This window comes from Ralstonia sp. ASV6 (genome assembly GCF_016429285.1).
Lineage (GTDB): Bacteria > Pseudomonadota > Gammaproteobacteria > Burkholderiales > Burkholderiaceae > Ralstonia > Ralstonia flaminis.
On sequence record NZ_JAELUI010000053.1, the window covers coordinates 1 to 17,187 of the forward strand.

The window sequence follows — 17,187 nt, forward strand, 5'->3', positions numbered from 1 at the left end:
CGCCGCGCTCTGCCCACCCGGGCCAGTGGATGCGGAGGCTGACAGCGTGGCGTCGGCCGCCACGATGGCACGCAGCGTGGTGGCCAGTTGCACCGCGTTGGCGTTCTTGAGCGGTACTACCCAGATGTTGCCTGGGCGTGCATTCGGCACGTCCAGCTTGGCGATCAGCTGTTTGGCCTGCGCCAGGCGCGCGGCGCTGGAGGCACGCACCATCACGCTGTTCGAGCGCGGCTCGGCCACCACCGAGGTGCGCAGGCTCGGGTCCGACAGCGCCGCGCCAGCACCGGCCGCGGCACCGCCACCACCTGATGGGTCGAGCAGCTTCTGCAGCGTGGCGGCCACGTCGATGGCCACGGCGTTCTTCAGTTGGATCAGTTCGGTCTCGCCAGCCGCCGGGGTGTCGATCGACGCGATGATGCGGCCGATGCGGCGCAGGTTGTCGGCGTAGTCGGTAATGACCAGCGTGTTGTTGGCCGGGTACGCGGTGATGGTGTTGTTGGGCGCGATCATCGGCCGCAACACCGGCACCAGGTTGTTGGCCGATTCATGCTGCAGGCGGAACACCTGCGTGACGACCTGCTCGCCACCGCGCCCACCTGCGGCACCCACCGAGGTGGGCGAGCCCTGCAGCTTGGCGTCGGCTTCCGGCACGACCTTGGTAAAGCCGTTGCCCTCGACGATCGCGTAGCCCTGCATGCGCAGGATCGAGCCCAGCGATTCCAGTGCCTGCGAGCGCGTCACCGGCTTCTCGGTGACGAGGTTGACCGTGCCTTTCACGCGGGGGTCGACGATGAAGTTCTTGCCGGTGGCCTGGCCCACGGCTTTCACCACCGATTCGAGATCGGCATTGACGAAATTGAGCGAGACCTCATCGCCCGTGTTACCGGGGTTACCGTTTTGGGAAGCCGGCGCACTGGCGGGCGGCGCAGCAAAGACGGGCATCGAGCCGGCCACCATCGTTGCGCAGCACGCCAGGACGATAGCGCGGACGGTGAGTCGGGAAGAGGCGTTGTGCATGGTCTCGTTCATGGTTGTCGGCACGCTGGCTCGCGCGCCGGCTTAAGAATCAAAAGCGTAGTCGATAGTGCGACCCGTCGCGCGGGCCCAGCAGGCTCAACAAGCCAATCAATTGTGGTTCCGACTCCGGCGTGGCACTGGCCACACCGTCAAAATGCGCGCCCTGTCCGAGCGTTCCCTGGCCCTGCAGCGACAGCGGTCCGGCCAGCGTCGACAGGGCCAGTTGCATGGGCCCGCCGGCGGCGCCACCGAACGACAGCACGGCCTGGTAACTGCCCAGCGGCCGTACCCGGCTGAGGCTGGATGATACCTGCTCAACCGTGACAGTCAGCGCGCCTTGAACCGTGTCCGGCTGGCCTTTTCCACGGCCAAATTGGCCCGACAGCGGCGTCCATTTTGCGCGCAGCCGGCCATCCAGCTTGAGCGTGTTGAACGGTGCGCCGATGCCCTCCAGCAGCGACGCCGGCAGCGTCATCGCGCCGGCCTCGGCTTGCCAGGCACCCGGCGAGACCGTCAGCACCACCGGCTGCTCCAGCGCGCGGTCGTGCGCGACGTGCGCCCGCAGGGTGCCGGTCAGCAGCGGCAGCATGTCGACCGACCACGACAGCCGCCCCGGCAGCACGGTCGCATCGGCGCCGCCGTTGCCGGCTGCGAGCGCAAGCGTGGCGCTGCCATGCCAGATACTGCCTTGCGGATCGGCCAGCAGCACACGCTGCCCGGTCGCCGACGCCACCCGTTCAGCGGCCCACGCCGCTGGATACTGCGATACGACAGTCGCCCCCACAGCCAGCAGTGCAACACCGCACCACAGCAGGCGCCAGCCCAGGCTGGTGTGTTCAGACGCGTCGCGGCGGCGCAGGCGCAGCGGCGGTAGTGATTCGATCGCCATTGGTGCTGCGTCAGCGGCTCGCGGCGGCGGGGCCTTGCAGCGTTGCCGTCACGTTGACCAGGGCGGTGGCGCCCACGTACTTGATGTTCGCGTCGATCACCTTCATGCGCTGCGCTTGCCGCACTTCCTGCAGCCACTCAGCAACAGCGCCGAAGGGCACCTTGTCCAGTTGCACCTGCACGCTCTCGCCCGACAGCGCCATCCGCGTGGCCTTCAGGCCGTGGTTGGTGAGGCTCGTGTTGAGCGCCTGCTGCAGCTCTGCGCCATGTGGCACCGGCGCGGCGGCAATGGCCGACAGCCCGCGTGCTTCCTGGCCGAGCGTTTCCATCTCGGCCAGTTGGCTGCGCATCTGCGGCAGGGCTTTCTCGATGCGGCGCTGGCCTTCGAAGGCCGGGTCCCACAGCGCCAGATAGATGATGACCAGCACGAGGACTGCGCCGCCGCCGGCAAGAATGCGGCGTTCGCGTGGCTCGCGCTGCATCCAGAAGGTCGTGGCCGCGTCGCGCACCGAATCCGGCACACCGATGCGCGGCAGGCGGCGGGCGCCAGAAGCGGAGGAGGGGGAGGAAGTCGCCATGGAGGAGTCGTTATTGGGCGATGGAGACCGTCCAGCGCGAGCCCTGGATGGTCGCCTCGGCGCCGCGTGGGGCCTCGGCGGTGTCCATGTTCAGGCCGACGTTGCGGGCGGCGGTGCGCAGCGCGTTGGTGTCGGTGCCGTCCTTGAGTGTGACCGTGAGCGCGCGGCCGTGGTAGTCCAGCGCGAGCAGCGCGTCGGGCGCGAGACCTGTGGCAGCCTGGGCAAAGCGATCGGCCAGCGGCAGGAAGTCTTCCGGTGCGGATTTGCCGGCGGCCAGGCGCAGTTGCTCAACCTGGCGGCGCATCTGCGCGGGCGGGTCGAGAATCACCGGCGTATTCGGGAAAGCCGTCTGCAGTTGCGTGCGCATGGCGGCATCAAGACGCTTCTGCTCGGCACGCAGCGTGAGCCAGCGCGCATTCATGCCGACCAACTGCACGATGACGAGCAGCACGGCCAGCGCGATCGGCAGGCGCCATAGGCTCCAGTCCACGCCAGCCATGCCGCCGTTGGCGAAGTCGAACTGGCAGAGGTCGGCCTCGCCCGAGGCGAGTGCGCTGCGTGCGCCCGATGCCCATGCTGCCCAGTCCAGCGTGGCGGCGGCCGGGTCGGCAGACAGGCTGGGTGCCAACTCGCGCAGGGCGGGCGACACCATCAGCCTGGCCGGGGTGGGTGCAATGGCCAGCCAGTTGGCGACGTTGGCGGGCAGCAGGCGCAGGCCGTAGCCCTCTGCAGGGCCGGTGCGGACGGTGATGTCGACAGCAGCAGGCGCATCCGGATCGGACGGCGGCGCAGCATCCAGTGCAATGGTGGCCGGAGCGACTACCGCCGCGGCAGGGTCTGCAGCTTCCGCGGCGGCGGGGGTTTCGAGCGACGGCTCTGTACGCTCCGCCTCGTTGGCGGCTTCCGCAGAGAGCGCGATGGCCGCAGGTGTTTCAAACGGCAGGCAAAGCTGCGCAGGCAGCAAGTGACACGTGCGGTGCTTGTGCGCGCCAAAGTTGTCGAGGATGAAGCGGACCCACGCGCGGTCGGTAATCATCAGCGTGCGCGACTGCGGCTCACGCGGGGCACGCCAGCCTCGCACCGGCGCGGCACTCAGGCGCGGGCCCAGGGCGATGTGGCACTGCTGCGCGTCCTGCACCAGGCGGTCTTCCACCAGGTTGGGCAGGGCCAGGCGCAGTTTGGGCAGGGCCAGCGGCGGTACGCTGGCGGGCACCAGCAAGACGTCGGCGGCTGGCAGCAACAGGATCAGGCGGTCGGCCGCGGGCAGCTCGTCGGTACGCGAGGTGCCTTCGCGCAGGATGCGCTGGGCGCCCTGTGCGCCTTCCTCGCGCACCAGTGCAAACGGCACGGACACGAGCGCACCCGCTTGCCAGCGTTCGGGCGATTGAATGGGCCGGTGCGGCAGGCGCACGTACAGGGAGGTCGTCAAACCGCTCCTCTATTGAGAGTGTTGATGCGAGCTACCGGAATCACCGGGAAAGCCGCCGGACTGCGCAAGACCCGCGATGCTGAACGATGCGGATGACAATACGGCGAAGGCTAGGGTCTGTCTACTGACGGAATGTCCGCAGTTAGAGGGGTGTTGCGGCGCCGTCATGACGGAATTCCGTCGATGCGGCGGACCCAGACAATACGGGTCGCGTTATTGTTGACCGGATCGCCACGTGAAACAAGCGCCACTTGACCAAGCTGTGCCCGCTCGTGGCGGGCCATGCCGTAGACCAGGAAATAGTGCGTCTGTACGTCGAGCAGGTTGGATGCGGCCGTGGTGTCCACACCGGGCGCCAGGCCGCGCAACTGGTTGGTGACGTCGCCGATGTTGCGGAAGTAGGCGCGGTCGCGCGCCTGCACCAGCGCCCGCGCGCGGTCCACGCTCAGGCCGGGAATGACGGCAGCCAACACTTCGGCGCTGGCGGTGTTGGCGTTGATCTGGGTGCGCGTGGGCAGCACGATCACGTAGGGGCGCAGCTTGCGGACGGCATCTGCCGTGTAGCCGGGGATGGACAGCAGGCCATCCACATCATCGAGTGGGCGCGGGCCGTTGCCGCCGCTCCCACCGCCACTGTCATCGCCGCTGCCTTGCTGGCCGCCTGAGCTGCCCTCGACCGACTGGATACCGCCCAGCATCTGCGCCAGGGTCGTCGCGGTGAGGTTGGCCAGGTTCGGGTCGAGGTTCAGCGATTGCAACAGCAAGCCGTAAGCTTTGATGCCATCCTTGTCGCGGCCGGTGACGACGGTGCGCGTGCCCAGCGTCTGCACTGTCAGCAGGTTCATCAGGTTGAAGCGCGCCTGGGCATCGAAGATGCGGCCCGAGAGGTACGACTCCTCGCCGGCCGTATCCGTGCGCAGCGAGCTGCCGAGGAAGTCCGACAGCTTGGTCTCCTGAATGGGCACGGCCCAGATTTCGCCCAGGTGGTCGACAGCGCCGGTGCGGCGCAGGTCGTCGCGCAGGATCAGGCGCGCCCAGTCGATGCCCGCCCGCGCGATCCACGTGGCCTGGGCCTTCAGGCGCTGGTTTTCCACCGCGCGAATTTCCACCTGCTGGCGCCACAGCATGCCCGAGACGATCACCACGGCCAGCGTGACCACCAGCAGCGCGGTGACGATGGCCGCGCCACGCTGGCGCGTACCACGGTGCAGAGGCTTGGACGAGCATCGCGCCATGTCAGAGTCCCGTCATGCAGATGCGCGTGAAGCGCTGCGGCGCACCTTGCGGCGTCATGCGCACGAGCAGCGCCAGTTCCACCGCGCGCACCGAGGCAGCCGGCACCACCACGCCATTGTTGGCGGACGGCGCCGAGGCGCTGGGCGTGGAGGCCGACGGCACGCCCGTCAGCGTGGTCGTATTGCTGCCGCCCGGAAACAGCGCTGCCGACAGCGCGCCGGTGTTGTCCATCCAGTCGCCGGGTTCGATCCAGGCGCGGGCACTGATGCCGTCGATATTGGTGGCGAGCTGGTAGCGCGCCGCATTGCCGCCGCCCTGGCGCAGGTTGTCGAGCGCGTTGCGCAGGTCGCCGCGGTTGGTGATGGGCTGGCTTTGCAGGCGTTCGAGCCGGCTGTCGACGATGCGGTAGAGCACCACCTGCCACGCGGGCGGCTGGCCGTCGTCGCGGCGGTCGCGCACCAGCAGCACGCGGTTGGCGTCCACCTCGATCGGCGAGCGCGACAAGGTATTCGGATCGGCCAGTTGCGTGCAGTCGGCATCGAACTGGGCGTAGGCGGTCTTGAGGGCTTCGATGCGTTCGTCGCGCTGGGCTAGCGCTTCGTGCGTGCGCGTCATGCTGTCCAGCCCGCGCCAGGCCAGCACGGCCAGGATGGCCAGCAGCGTGATGGCCACCAGCAGCTCGAGCAAGGTGAAGCCGCGCGCAGTACGGCGGGCGGGGCGCTCAGAAGACATTGCGCGCATCGTTGGGCAACAGGGTGACCAGCCAGGCCAGACGCACGGATTTGGCGGCATCCGCATACACCGACACCTCCACGCGGCGGAACACCGGGTTGGGCGTGGTGGCGACGGTCTCTTCGCACCACAGTTCGGTATCGCCCTGCGGGCACGAGAAGCCGCGCGAGCCGGGGTCGGGGAAGGCGCGTGCCAGGCGGAGGTTGGCGAGGTCGTTCTCAGCGCTCCAGGTGGCGATCATGCGCGTCTGCAAGGATTCGCTGGCCGAGGTCATGCTGCCCATGGCGCGCATGGTGGCGGTGAGCGCCACGGCCACAATGGTCAGCGCCACCAGCACTTCCAGCAGGGTGAAGCCACGACGCGCGCGCGCGCGGCCGAGGTGGCGGGCGGGTTTGACTGAGGGCGTCATTGTGCTTCGGTCAGTACGCGTGGGCCGCCGTCGGACACGATGTCCACGCGTGCACCCTGGGAGGTCAGCGCCACGCGCCACGGCAGGCCGATCGCCTCGCGGCCGAACACCAGCCGCTGTGGTGCGCCGGGCACCGTCGCGGCACCGGCGACGATCTGCACGCTGTCCATGCCCTGCCGCCAGTGGCCCGGCGCCAGCACGTCACGCGTGAGCAGGCGCCAGCCGTTGGGCGTTGATTCATAGAAGCGCCAGCCCTGTGCGTCGCCTTCCCATGCCACCGGGCGCGAGGTCAACTGTGCTTCTTCCTGGCCAAGTTCGATCAGGCGGGCCATCTTCTGCGCGTCATCGTTCAATTGCGAGCGCGGATTGGGCGTGGCGTTCACGGCCACCACGCCCAGCACGATGCCGATGATGACCACCACCACCAGCAACTCCAGCAGCGTGAAGCCGCCGATGTGCCGAAATGCGTGCCGGCGGGGCAGCGGATGGCCGTTCATGTTGATGTGGCGGATGGGGCGATGGCTTAGTTGTCCCAGTTGCCGATGTCGGCGTCGTTGCCTGTGCCGCCCGGCTGGCCGTCGGCGCCAAAGCTGAAGATGTCCACTTCACCGCGCACGCCCGGGTTCAGGTACTGGTACGGGTGGCCCCACGGGTCCTTCGGCAGACGCTCCAGATAGCCGCCGGCCTTCCAGTTGTTGGGGATGGGCTCGGTGGTCGGCTTGGCAACCAGCGCGCCAATCCCCTGCTCGGTGGTCGGGTAGCGGCCGTTATCCAGGCGATAGAGCTTGAGCGCCTGCGAGATGGAGGCAATGTCCTGCTTGGCGGCAATGATGCGCGCCTCGTCGGGGCGGCTCATGATCTTCGGCACCACCAGCGCGGCAAGAATGCCCAGGATCACCACCACCACCATGATTTCGATCAGGGTGAAGCCACGCGCGGCGCGAGCGCCCAAGGCGGCGCCTGCACGTTGGCGGAAAGAGGAGCGGAGTTGGCCTTGCATCATGGCGAGAGAGTTGGCAATAAGAGTGGGAACACAGTATATCCGTGACATATGACCATAGATTGTGCGGCGGGGTCGTGCCGCGCATACGTTTAGAACGGGCCCTCCAAGCTGTTCATCGAACCGGCATGAAGGGCGGATAGAATCAGTGAATTCTCACGGCGCATCACCACGTTTCATGAACGCTCAACAGTCGTCCCGCCTGCTCAGTCTTGTACTGTTTGCTGCCCTGTGTGCGCTGTTGACGCACTGGGTTCTGACACTGTCGTCGCTGCGCTCGCTGTCCGTGCCGCGCGAGGCCCGCGTTGCGCAGACCGACGCGCTGGAGACCGGCGCCTCGGTCACGCTCTTCGGCGGCGGCCCGCAGACCGGCCCGCGCGACGTGCAGGTGGCCGGCGTGGTGGCCGATCTGGCCGACGGCACGGGCGCTGCCATCGTCTCGGTGGACGGCGGCCCGCCGCAGGCCGTGCGTGCCGGCAAGTCGCTGTCCTCCAACCTGAAGCTGGTGGAGATCAAGGCGCGCTCCGTGGTGATCGAGCGCAACGGCGCACGCCAGGAGATCCCGCTGCCGGCCAGCGCCGTCGTGGCCGGCATCTCGCCCGCCAACCGCAACGCACCGTCTCAACCGCTGCCGCCGTCGGGCGCCGCTGCTCCGCTGGCAACGCCTGTTGCACCGCCGGCACCCGCCGTGCCCAACAACCCGGCCAATACCACGATGCCGGGCGCCATGCTGCCCATCGCTCCGGCGCAGATGAACATGGGCGATGAGGCTGCCAGCCAGGGCGGCATCACCGGCCCGCGCCATCGGGCTGCCGCTGCCGCCCGCAAGGGCGACGCCGCCCCGCAACCCGGCGCAGACCAGTAAGCCCACAGCCCCTCCGGAACAGCGCCTGGCGTGACCGGGCGCGCATATTACAGCGCGTGTGATCGGGGTAACAGCGTGTAAAACCCGGCAACGTGACGGCATTGTCGGGTTCTAATCCGTTACACAGTCCATGTGAAAAGGAGCTGACCATGACCAACAAACGTGCTGTCCACGCTTTCCTCGCAACTTCGGCCCTGTTCCTGGCCATGTCGGGCATGAACGCCCGCGCCCAGGACGCCAGCGCACCCGCCGCGCAGGCACCCGCAGCCGCCCAGGCCCCGAGTACCTCCGCCCGTGCTGCAAAGCCGGCTCACCGTGGCGGCTTCAAGGCCCTCGACACCAACGGCGACGGCCAGATCTCCCGCGACGAGGCCAAGGGCCACGCCTGGCTGGAAAAGAACTTCGACCAGATCGACACCAACCACGACGGCCAGATCAGCAAGGAAGAGCTGGCCGCCTGGCGCAAGGCCCATCACGGTGAAATGCGCGAAAAGATGGCCCAGCGCTTCGACGCCAAGTTCAAGGCCGCCGACAAGAACGGCGACGGCGCCCTGACGAAGGACGAAATGCAGGCCGGCATGCCGCGCCTGGCCAAGAACTTCGACCAGATCGATGCCAACCACGACGGCAAGGTCACGGAAGACGAGATCCGTGCGTACATGAAGGCGCACCACGACGCCCGCAAGGCACAGAAGAACACGCCGGCCGCAGCAGCCATGCCGGGCGGCCCGTCGGCCACCAAGGGCGAATAAGCGCGCTCTCGCATTGCATGCAGCCAACGGCGCCTTCGGGCGCCGTTTTTATTGCCTGCGCCACTTGCACCGCCAATCCACATCATCAGCCCGGCGCGATACCGCAATGCGTCGGTTTGGCTACAGTGGAATGTCACTGAACCATGCAACAGAGGTATCGACCATGAAGACCAGCGCGCGCAACCACTTCTCGGGCGAAATCACCGCTATCCAGTCGGGCGCCGTCAATGACGAAGTGACCCTCAAGGTCGGCAACGCATCGGTCGTGGCGGTCATCACGCAGGAGAGCAGCAAGTCGCTCGGGTTGGCGGTGGGCGGTAAGGCTTGCGCGCTTATCAAGGCCTCTTCCGTGATCGTGATGGTGGATGCGGACCCGGCCAAGGTGTCGGCGCGCAACATGTTCGTCGGCACGGTGTCGAGCGTCAAGGCCGGTGCCGTCAATTCGGACGTGACCATCTCGGCCGGTGGGCTGGAGATTGCCGCCATCATCACCAACGACAGCGTGGCGCGCCTGGGGCTGGCGACCGGCAAGCCGGCAGCGGCCGTCATCAAGGCGTCGAGCGTGATTCTGGCGGTGGACTGATCCGCGCGATGCCCATACCGCAACTGGCCGCGTTGAACCGACTGCTTGCCGGAGCACGTGATCCGCATGCGCCTGATACGGGGCTGTTTGCACGCTTGATTGCGGCGCGGCTTGAGGCGGGTGATCTGACGGCGCTCGGCCTCGGCCATGCAGATTTTGCTGCGCTGATGACGCGGCACTTTCCCGGCGCCACGATTGCCGACGCGCTACCCGAGCAGCCGCTGGCTGACGCGCCACCGTTTGTGGACGAACTGATTGCGTTGCTGCAGCAGTTTGATCACCCCATGACACCGGCGCATGCCGCCGATACACGCTGCCTCGCCATCATCCTGGCTGCCGCATGCTTGCGGCCGGATCATCTCTGGCGCGACCTCGGCCTCTCCGGCCGGGACGACGTGACCGATCTGCTCACGCGCCACTATCCCGCGCTTGTCGCGCACAACACGGCCAACCTGCGCTGGAAGGCGTTCCTCGCCCAGGAAGTGGCGCTGGCACACGGCCGTCTGCCGGGCCCCGCACCCGGTTGCCCCGGCTGCGAAGATTTCGGCCACTGCTTCCCCGTGCTCACCGCAGACAACACGCGGCGCACATGAAAAAACACCCCGGTGGCGAACCAACGGGGTGTGGAGGAAGCAAACCTGACGTGAGGGTCGTCAGGCCGGCTGATCGTCGGCCTTGAGTACGCCGCGGCGCATCTGGTCGAGTTCAATCGACTCGAACAGCGCCTTGAAGTTACCCTCGCCAAAACCTTGGTTGCCCTTGCGCTGGATGAACTCGAAGAAGATCGGCCCAAGCTGGTTTTCCGAGAAAATCTGCAGCAGCAGGTCGCCCGGGGCACCGTCAATCAGGATCTTGCGCTTCTTCAGTTCCGCCACGTCTTCGCCATGGCCGGGGATGCGCTTGTCGACCAGTTCGTAATACGTGTCGATGGTGTCCAGCAGCTTGATGCCGTTGCCGCGCAGCGCGTCCACCGTGGCCGACAGGTTGGTCGAACCCAGCGCGATGTGTTGGATGCCCTCACCGTGGTACATGTCCAGATACTCCTGGATCTGACCGGCCTTCTCCGTCCCTTCCTCGTTGATGGGGATGCGGATGTTGCCGCACGGGCTCGTCATCGCCTTGCTCTTCACGCCCGTGACCTGGCCTTCGATGTCGAAGTAGCGCACTTCACGGAAGTTGAAGAAGCGTTCGTAAAACTCGGCCCATTCCTTCATCCGGCCACGGTAGACGTTGTGCGTCAGGTGGTCGATGTAGGTCAGGCCGTGCCCGGTGGGGTTCGGGTTGGCGCCAGCAATCGGCACGAAATCGACGTCGTAGATGCTGATGTTGCCGATGTCGCCCGGCTTGGCTTCGTTCTTGCCGGTCCAGCGGTCCACCAGGTAGATCAGCGAATCGCCGATGCCCTTGATGGCCGGGATGTTCAGTTCCATCGGGCCACTGTGGGTGTCGAAACCCCAGGCGCCCAGTTCCAGCGCGCGCTTGTAAGCGAAGGCCGCGTCTTGCACGCGGAATGCGATGGCGCAGATCGACGGGCCGTGCAGGCGCGCAAAGCGCTGCGCGAACGAATCCGGCTCGGCGTTGATGATGAAGTTGATGTCGCCCTGGCGGTACAGCGTCACGTTCTTGTGGCGGTGCTTCGCAATGGCGGTAAAGCCCATGTTCTCGAACAGCTTGCCCATGGCAACGGGGTCCGGCGCGGCGTATTCGATGAACTCGAAACCGGCGGTGCCCATCGGGTTTTCCCAAGGCGTGAATTGCATGGTGATGTCTCCTGCAGGGGCGGCGCCTTCACTGCAAGGAGGAGGGCGCTCAGGGCTTTGACGATCCTCGCAGTGTAGAGGTGTCCTTCTACGCAAAAATTGCGAAGTTGTGCCCGTCTTGCTAAATTTGCGCAAGAAAATTGCCGAATAAATTGGTGCGGAGCAACAAAATGAGCAAGGTAGAACTCGACAAGATTGACCGCAAGATCCTGGAAGTCCTCCAGAACAACGGCCGCCTCACCAATCTGGAAGTCGCCGAGCGGGTGAACCTGTCACCCAGCCCGTGTTTGCGACGCATCCGCCGCCTGGAGGAAAGCGGCGTCATCCGCCAGTACGCCGCGCTGCTCGATCCGGGCAAGATCGGCCTGGGGCTGTCGGCCTATATCAATGTGCGGCTTGAGAAACAGGGCGGGGCGCCCAAGGGCAAGGCGCCGGGCGATATCTTTCGCGCCGCCGTCGCCACCTGGCCCGAGGTGGTCACGTGCTATGCCATGACCGGCGAGATGGACTACCTGCTCAAGGTGTTCGTGGAAGACATGGACCACTTTGCGCGGTTCATCCGCGACCAACTGCTCGCGCACCCGGCGGTGATTGATGTGAAGAGCAGTTTTGCGCTGGAGCGGATTAAGGATACGACGGCGTTGCCGGTGGTGGTTTGAGGGGCGGTTAGCGGGGCAACACAGTGGCTTATCCAATAGAACGAAAACTAGTGATTGGGGTGGCGTCCAGCGCGTTGTTTGATCTCGCAGAGTCGGATGAGATCTATAGGACTGAGGGTGTCGAACAATATCGGCTACACCAAGAGAAGAACCTGGATGTACCCTTTCCGAAGGGGGTGGCTTTTCCGTTTATCAGGCGATTCCTTCACATCAATCGAGTTTTCCCCAAGCAATCTCCGGTAGAAGTTGTGCTGTTGTCCCGCAACTCGCCGGAGACTGGGTTACGCGTGTTTCGCTCCATCAAGCACTATGGCCTTGATATCACGCGCGCCGCGTTCATGGCGGGGCGCTCTCCATACGAGTATGTCCCCGCGTTCAATGCATCCTTGTTCCTGACTGCAAACGAGGCAGACGTTCAGCAGTCGATCGACGCGAACTATCCGGCGGGTTTGGTCTTGCCTTCGACGGTCTATGACGATGCACTCGACACTGAACTGAGGGTTGCGTTCGACTTTGACGGGGTCATCGCCGACGATGAAGCGGAGTCCGTATATAAGCGCAATAACGACTTAGACGAATTCCAGGCTCACGAGTCAGCTCATCGGGAGACACCCCATCAGCCGGGGTTGCTGGCCGACCTCTTTATGAAGCTTGCTTTCTTGCAGAAACTCGAAGAAAAGCGAGTGAAGGAAGAGCCGGGCTATCAGAAGCTGGTGCGTACAGCCATCGTGACCGCACGCAATGCGCCGGCACACGAGCGTGTGGTCACCACTTTGAAATCATGGGGAGTATCGCCCGATGAATCCTTCTTTCTTGGTGGCATGGATAAAGCGAGAATACTTTCCATTCTGAAGCCCCACATGTATTTCGATGATCAGCTAAGTCACTTGAAGTCCTCTGTGGCGAATATCCCAATGGTGCACATTCCTTTCGGGATCGCCAATCGCAAGGTCTCGCAATAGCTCTTGCATGGCGCCGTGTGGCGATGTCGCGGCGTTGATCAATGGCTAGGCCGAGGGGCATGTTCGACACACCTGCTCACCAGGATGGTGCTCCGCAATCGTATCGAAAGCGCCTTGCAAAACCTCTGCAGATGCGCCGCGCAGCGGATAGACAAACCGCGAGACATTGCGTCCAGCAAGCTTGCTGTACTCGGCATCGGACACTGCATCCGATCCGCACCAAATCGGCAAATTCGAACCGCTTGCGAGTTGCAACGCGTGCTGCAAACCTTCAGGGGTGATGGCTAAGAAGACCATATCGAATCAGTCGGCCGCCTCAGCCACCACCAAATTCGCATCCCGCACCAACCGCCACTTTCCATCCGCCTCCTTGCGCAAGATGGTGAGCGTCTGCCCCGAGCGCCGCACCACCTTCCCATCAGGCATCGTGATGACAATGCGTAGCGCGTTGCGCAGGTAAGCGATGCCGCCAAACACCTGCACTTCCTGAATATCGCTGGTGCCGTCCACCTGCACATCCTTCATACCGTTCGACATGGCCGCGAAAGCCTCTTTGCCGAAGGGCGCCTGACCGGGCGTGAGGAACAGCACGTCGTCGGTCATCAGGCTGAGCACGGTGGGCAGGTCGCCCGCTTTGCTGGCAGCAAGCCAGGTCTCCACTACGTTGCGGATGGCGCATTCGTCGTCGGTCATGGCGGTGCGGGTGTCGGTGAAAGGGCGGCCTTTTACTCTACACCGCAGGCTCGACCGGCGGCGTTGCGCGGCGTTTCACAAACACCGCCGGCGACAACACCGGAATGTGCCGCGCACGCAGCGTGACCAGCCAGTCGCCGACGGCGCCTTCGCAGGTCAGGCGAAAGTGCTCGGCGTCGATCCACTGCACATCGGCCAGCCAGAAAGTGGCGTAGGGCGCGCCGATGGTGGCGGTGTCGATCACGCGTGACAGGTCGTGCGTGACGAGCGTGATGGAGACAGCTTCTTCAAACGGGCAGTCGTACTCGGTGATGAGCACGAAGCCGAGAACAGTCTTGTACTGCCGCAGCAGGTCGTAGCCGGGGATGGCGAGCGTGGGGTGCGGCACGCCGTCGACGAGCACGCGCGTGCGCGCGGGCCACTGTTCATACGGACCGGTGTGTTTCTCCAGGCTGAAGCGTTGGAGCGGCTGCATGGCGGCGGCGCGTGTGCTTATTCCTTGCGCATGCCGCACAAGGCGACTTGGCGGGCAGGGTCGGCTGAGTCTTTCCAGCCGGGTTCTTCGCGCTTCTGGTAGGCCTCCAGCGTCTGGTAGCCCTTTACGCTCCACGAGAACTCGCTGTAGTGGGAGACCTCGATGACGGCGAGGCCGCAGCGCTTGCGGTGGTCTTCAATCTTGAACGCTGCACGCGGATGGTCGCCTGACAGGTCCTGCTCGATCACCTTGTAGCGCGTTGGGCCGCATTTGAAGAAGCTGGCATTCCACTCGATGGTCTTGGGTCGGACGAACAGCGCGCCGTAGCACGCACGGCCGTCACCACGGAAGGTTCCGGTCAGCGACTCTGCAGCCATGGCCGATTGCGCGGCCAGCAACGCCACGGCGATCGTAGTGAAAAGAGAGCGACCTACTTGCATGCAGCGGTTCCGTTCTTCGGGATGAGCGTGAGCACGTAATCGAGCTTCCGTATATAGGCGGCGTCGCCGTGGTTGTACAGCACGGCAATGTTTTGCGTTGTCATGGGCCGCCAGCCGGTAATCACCTTACGCATGGCTGCCTTGCGGTACTTCAGCACCTGGCTGGCCGCGTGTTAAGGGCGTTTACGTAGCTTGCTCTGTGCTGGTGAAGAGTCGGGGCTTCCAGGGTTCGGGGTAGAAGCAGAGCTCCAGCGTGTGTCCATCGGGGTCCGCAAAGTAGGCGACATCGGTGATCCCACGGGCACCAAGGCTCTCGCCGAGCATGCCGCTGTCCATCTCGGAAGGCCACCCGCCATAGGGGATGCGACGTTCCACGAGTCGCGCCAGGACGGCATCGAACGATTCGGGATCCATGTTGAAGGCGAGGTGTTCGTGATGCAGTTCGCTGGCTTGGCGCAGGTTGAGCGTGAAGGCGTCGTTCACGCGCATGATGTCGTACGGCCCGTGTTGGCCCTCATGTCGGAAGCCGAGCACCTGTGAGTAGAACGTGATGGAGCGGGCGAGGTCGCGCACGCGCAGGCTGATGTGATCAAGCGCAATCATGACGAGTCTCCTTCAGCCAACGTGACCGGCGACGACGGAGGTGGAACCGGCCCAGAACACTGCGGCCATGACGTGAAGGGCGATCAGCCGAATCCATCCAAATTGCACGGTGACTCCTGGTTTGAGGTGCAGCGATTGAGAGAGCGGTGCGCAGCCATGGAAGCGATACGACACGCATTCGATATCTATCGAATATCGCTATCAAGCCGATGTCAGTTCCCATCGGATTCCTGCTCGCGCAAGCCATTCAAGATGGCCGCCCACGCCTTTGATGGCGCGTTGCCAGAATAGTTGATCCTCAAGGCGTTGATGCAAGGCGGCCAGCGTCGGTAATGATGCTGCCCCTGGCTGACGATTAGTCCGTCACCTCAAAGGCCGCCGCATCCTGCAGCGCGTCCAGCCGATACGGCGGCTTGGGTTTGGCGGCCAGTGCCGTCATGGCCTGCAGCATCAGCCGCTCGCGCACGCTGGCCAGAAAGTCGGCGCGGTGGCGGCGCAGCACGAAGTCGCGATAGTTATCGTGCTCCAGTGCGCGCCAGGCAGTCTGGCGGGCGGCCTCGGAGCGTGTGCGCGCGGCTTCCAGCGCATCGGTTTCGATGACGGCGTTGCCGTCGGTCAGGCGCGTGTAGCCGTAGCGCGCCATCTCATCGCCGGTGAGCGTTTCGATGAGTGCGATCTCGTCCAGCGATAACTGCTGGTGGAACTTGTCGATGTTCGCGGTGATGGGCGCAAAGCAGTTGGACGTCCACAGCGCGGAGCGCTGCGAGATCTGCCGGGCTTCGGCCGAGCGCGATACGTCCAGCATGTCCGGCAGGAACTCGATCTCCAGGAACGTGCACACGCGGCGCAGCGAGGCTTCCTGATCGGTCAGGAAATCCTCGTAGCGGAGGGTGAGCGTGCGCTCCGGATGCTTGGCGATGAGCGCGTTGGCAGCACGGTGCGCGGCCACCCAGGTCTGCGTGTTCAGCAGCGTGTCGAAGTCGTGGATGATGGCGCGGTTCATGGATGCCACCTGCGCGCGCGGATCGCGCACCACGTTCAGGAAGCGCATGTCGGGCAACAGCGTCATCAGCGCATCGGCGTAGTGCACGCTGTCGAGCGACTTGTCCATGACCACGCGAGCGCCGTGTTGGGTGCCGGCGCGCAGCAACAGTTCCCACACCACGCGGTGCACGCTGCGCGGTTCAGCGCGCAGGGCTTCGAAAATCTCCACCGGGTCGAACACCATGCCGGGCCACTTGACCATGCTGGCCGCCTGCAGCCCGACCACGTCGGTGACGAGGCGGAAGTAGGCGCGGTCGTCTTCCAGGTTGCCGTACAGCGGCACCAACGGCATGAAGTCGACGATATGCAGTGGATACGGTGCGTAGAACGCCGGGTTGAAGTTCAGGCGCAGGCGCAACGCATGGCTGCCGCAGCGGCGCAGCGGAATCATCAGGACGGGGCGCGGGCGGGCGGTCATCGTGTGGTCTCCAGTGTGCGGATGTCCAGCCAGGAGGCCAGATGCGCATGCAAGGCGGCGGTGGCGGCCGTCAGCGGCAGCGCGCCGGTATCGAGCCGCAGTGACGGCGCGGCCGGCAGTTCGTACGGTGCTGACACCCCGGTGAATTGCGGGATCAGTCCTCCGCGTGCGCGGGCGTACAGACCCTTCGGATCACGCGCTTCGCACACGTCGAGCGCGGTGCAGACGTGCACTTCCACAAACCGATCCGCGCCGATGATCTCGCGCGCCATTTCACGATCGCTACGCAGCGGCGAGATGAACGCGGTAATGACGATGAGCCCGACGTCGTTCATCAGCCGCGCCACCTCGGCGGCGCGGCGCAGGTTCTCGGTGCGGTCGGCCTCGGTAAAGCCGAGATCGTGGTTCAGGTGGTGGCGCAGGTTGTCGCCGTCGAGCACCGCGCAATGCCGATGTGCTTCGTACAGGCGTTTCTCCAGCGCGTAGGCGAGGGTGGATTTGCCCGCGCCGCTCAGGCCCGTGAGCCACAGCGTGAGCGGCGCGTGGCCGAACTGGTGGGCTCGGGCATCGTCGGCCAGCGTACTGGGGTGCCAATAGACGTTGCGCGCGGCGGCGCCGGAGACGGCGGTGGTGGGCTTCACGGC

23 protein-coding genes are annotated in these 17,187 nt (G+C 65.2%); 6 read left to right on the forward strand and 17 right to left on the reverse strand.

Annotated features, from left to right (window positions below; genetic code table 11):
• The 9 genes from JHD73_RS12625 to gspG all read right to left on the reverse strand — a co-directional run.
• On the reverse strand, positions 1-1,029 hold a 1,029-nt coding region (locus tag JHD73_RS12625), incomplete at its 3' end, for a secretin N-terminal domain-containing protein (protein WP_306663057.1).
• Between the two features lie 37 nt (positions 1,030-1,066).
• On the reverse strand, positions 1,067-1,906 hold the full coding sequence (locus tag JHD73_RS12630) for a type II secretion system protein N (RefSeq protein ID WP_199030621.1): 840 nt from the start codon (positions 1,904-1,906) through the stop codon (positions 1,067-1,069).
• Between the two features lie 10 nt (positions 1,907-1,916).
• Positions 1,917-2,483 (reverse strand): type II secretion system protein GspM, encoded by a 567-nt coding sequence (gspM, locus tag JHD73_RS12635; RefSeq protein ID WP_199030622.1) that lies wholly within the window; start codon positions 2,481-2,483, stop codon positions 1,917-1,919.
• Between the two features lie 10 nt (positions 2,484-2,493).
• On the reverse strand, positions 2,494-3,912 hold the full coding sequence (gene gspL / locus JHD73_RS12640) for a type II secretion system protein GspL (protein WP_199030623.1): 1,419 nt from the start codon (positions 3,910-3,912) through the stop codon (positions 2,494-2,496).
• Positions 3,913-4,076: 164 nt separating this feature from the next.
• Positions 4,077-5,147, reverse strand: a complete 1,071-nt coding sequence (gspK, locus tag JHD73_RS12645; RefSeq protein WP_199030624.1) for a type II secretion system minor pseudopilin GspK — start codon at positions 5,145-5,147, stop codon at positions 4,077-4,079.
• 1 nt (position 5,148) lies between these two features.
• Positions 5,149-5,889: a type II secretion system protein J gene (locus JHD73_RS12650; protein ID WP_199030625.1), complete on the reverse strand. Its 741-nt coding sequence runs from the start codon at positions 5,887-5,889 to the stop codon at positions 5,149-5,151.
• Positions 5,870-6,289, reverse strand: coding sequence for a type II secretion system minor pseudopilin GspI (gspI, locus tag JHD73_RS12655; protein WP_199030626.1), 420 nt, complete (start codon positions 6,287-6,289; stop codon positions 5,870-5,872). Before gspI ends, JHD73_RS12650 begins: the two co-directional genes overlap by 20 nt.
• Complete coding sequence (locus tag JHD73_RS12660) at positions 6,286-6,786, reverse strand: GspH/FimT family pseudopilin (protein ID WP_199030627.1); 501 nt, start codon at positions 6,784-6,786, stop codon at positions 6,286-6,288. Before JHD73_RS12660 ends, gspI begins: the two co-directional genes overlap by 4 nt.
• A 26-nt stretch (positions 6,787-6,812) precedes the next feature.
• Positions 6,813-7,292: a type II secretion system major pseudopilin GspG gene (gene gspG / locus JHD73_RS12665; protein ID WP_199030628.1), complete on the reverse strand. Its 480-nt coding sequence runs from the start codon at positions 7,290-7,292 to the stop codon at positions 6,813-6,815.
• 175 nt (positions 7,293-7,467) lie between these two features.
• On the opposite strand from gspG, the gene JHD73_RS12670 reads away from it, so the two are divergent.
• From JHD73_RS12670 to JHD73_RS12685, 4 genes are all read left to right on the forward strand, one after another.
• Complete coding sequence (locus JHD73_RS12670; RefSeq protein ID WP_199030629.1) at positions 7,468-8,154, forward strand: type II secretion system protein N; 687 nt, start codon at positions 7,468-7,470, stop codon at positions 8,152-8,154.
• Positions 8,155-8,303: 149 nt separating this feature from the next.
• On the forward strand, positions 8,304-8,906 hold the full coding sequence (locus JHD73_RS12675; protein WP_199030630.1) for an EF-hand domain-containing protein: 603 nt from the start codon (positions 8,304-8,306) through the stop codon (positions 8,904-8,906).
• A gap of 163 nt (positions 8,907-9,069) precedes the next feature.
• The gene (locus JHD73_RS12680) at positions 9,070-9,489 is read left to right on the forward strand and encodes a molybdopterin-binding protein (RefSeq protein ID WP_199030648.1); all 420 of its coding nucleotides are present in this window, start codon (positions 9,070-9,072) and stop codon (positions 9,487-9,489) included.
• Positions 9,490-9,497: 8 nt separating this feature from the next.
• A complete protein-coding gene (locus tag JHD73_RS12685) occupies positions 9,498-10,082 on the forward strand; it encodes a nitrogen fixation protein NifQ (RefSeq protein WP_199030631.1) in 585 nt (194 codons plus the stop codon).
• 60 nt (positions 10,083-10,142) lie between these two features.
• Here JHD73_RS12685 and hppD read toward each other — a convergent pair whose 3' ends face one another.
• Complete coding sequence (gene hppD / locus JHD73_RS12690) at positions 10,143-11,249, reverse strand: 4-hydroxyphenylpyruvate dioxygenase (protein WP_021197281.1); 1,107 nt, start codon at positions 11,247-11,249, stop codon at positions 10,143-10,145.
• Positions 11,250-11,419: 170 nt separating this feature from the next.
• Between hppD and JHD73_RS12695 the strand changes: the two genes are divergently transcribed.
• Positions 11,420-11,908, forward strand: a complete 489-nt coding sequence (locus JHD73_RS12695) for an Lrp/AsnC family transcriptional regulator (RefSeq protein ID WP_021197282.1) — start codon at positions 11,420-11,422, stop codon at positions 11,906-11,908.
• A 23-nt stretch (positions 11,909-11,931) separates the two neighbouring features.
• Complete coding sequence (locus JHD73_RS12700; RefSeq protein ID WP_199030632.1) at positions 11,932-12,870, forward strand: 5'-nucleotidase; 939 nt, start codon at positions 11,932-11,934, stop codon at positions 12,868-12,870.
• Positions 12,871-13,173: 303 nt separating this feature from the next.
• Here the strand turns inward: JHD73_RS12700 and JHD73_RS12705 are convergent, their stop codons facing one another.
• The 7 genes from JHD73_RS12705 to cysC all read right to left on the reverse strand — a co-directional run bounded on the left by JHD73_RS12705 (position 13,174) and on the right by cysC (position 17,184).
• Positions 13,174-13,563, reverse strand: a complete 390-nt coding sequence (locus JHD73_RS12705) for an SgcJ/EcaC family oxidoreductase (protein WP_199030633.1) — start codon at positions 13,561-13,563, stop codon at positions 13,174-13,176.
• A 37-nt stretch (positions 13,564-13,600) separates the two neighbouring features.
• Positions 13,601-14,038 (reverse strand): hypothetical protein, encoded by a 438-nt coding sequence (locus JHD73_RS12710; protein ID WP_199030634.1) that lies wholly within the window; start codon positions 14,036-14,038, stop codon positions 13,601-13,603.
• A gap of 17 nt (positions 14,039-14,055) precedes the next feature.
• Positions 14,056-14,478 (reverse strand): hypothetical protein, encoded by a 423-nt coding sequence (locus JHD73_RS12715; protein WP_199030635.1) that lies wholly within the window; start codon positions 14,476-14,478, stop codon positions 14,056-14,058.
• On the reverse strand, positions 14,469-14,636 hold the full coding sequence (locus JHD73_RS12720) for a hypothetical protein (protein ID WP_233176935.1): 168 nt from the start codon (positions 14,634-14,636) through the stop codon (positions 14,469-14,471). Before JHD73_RS12720 ends, JHD73_RS12715 begins: the two co-directional genes overlap by 10 nt.
• Positions 14,637-14,661: 25 nt before the next feature.
• A complete protein-coding gene (locus JHD73_RS12725; protein WP_199030636.1) occupies positions 14,662-15,081 on the reverse strand; it encodes a VOC family protein in 420 nt (139 codons plus the stop codon).
• Positions 15,082-15,436: 355 nt separating this feature from the next.
• On the reverse strand, positions 15,437-16,543 hold the full coding sequence (locus tag JHD73_RS12730) for a sulfotransferase (RefSeq protein WP_199030637.1): 1,107 nt from the start codon (positions 16,541-16,543) through the stop codon (positions 15,437-15,439).
• Positions 16,540-17,184: an adenylyl-sulfate kinase gene (gene cysC, locus JHD73_RS12735; RefSeq protein ID WP_368735536.1), complete on the reverse strand. Its 645-nt coding sequence runs from the start codon at positions 17,182-17,184 to the stop codon at positions 16,540-16,542. Before cysC ends, JHD73_RS12730 begins: the two co-directional genes overlap by 4 nt.
• Between the last annotated feature and the right edge of the window lie 3 nt (positions 17,185-17,187).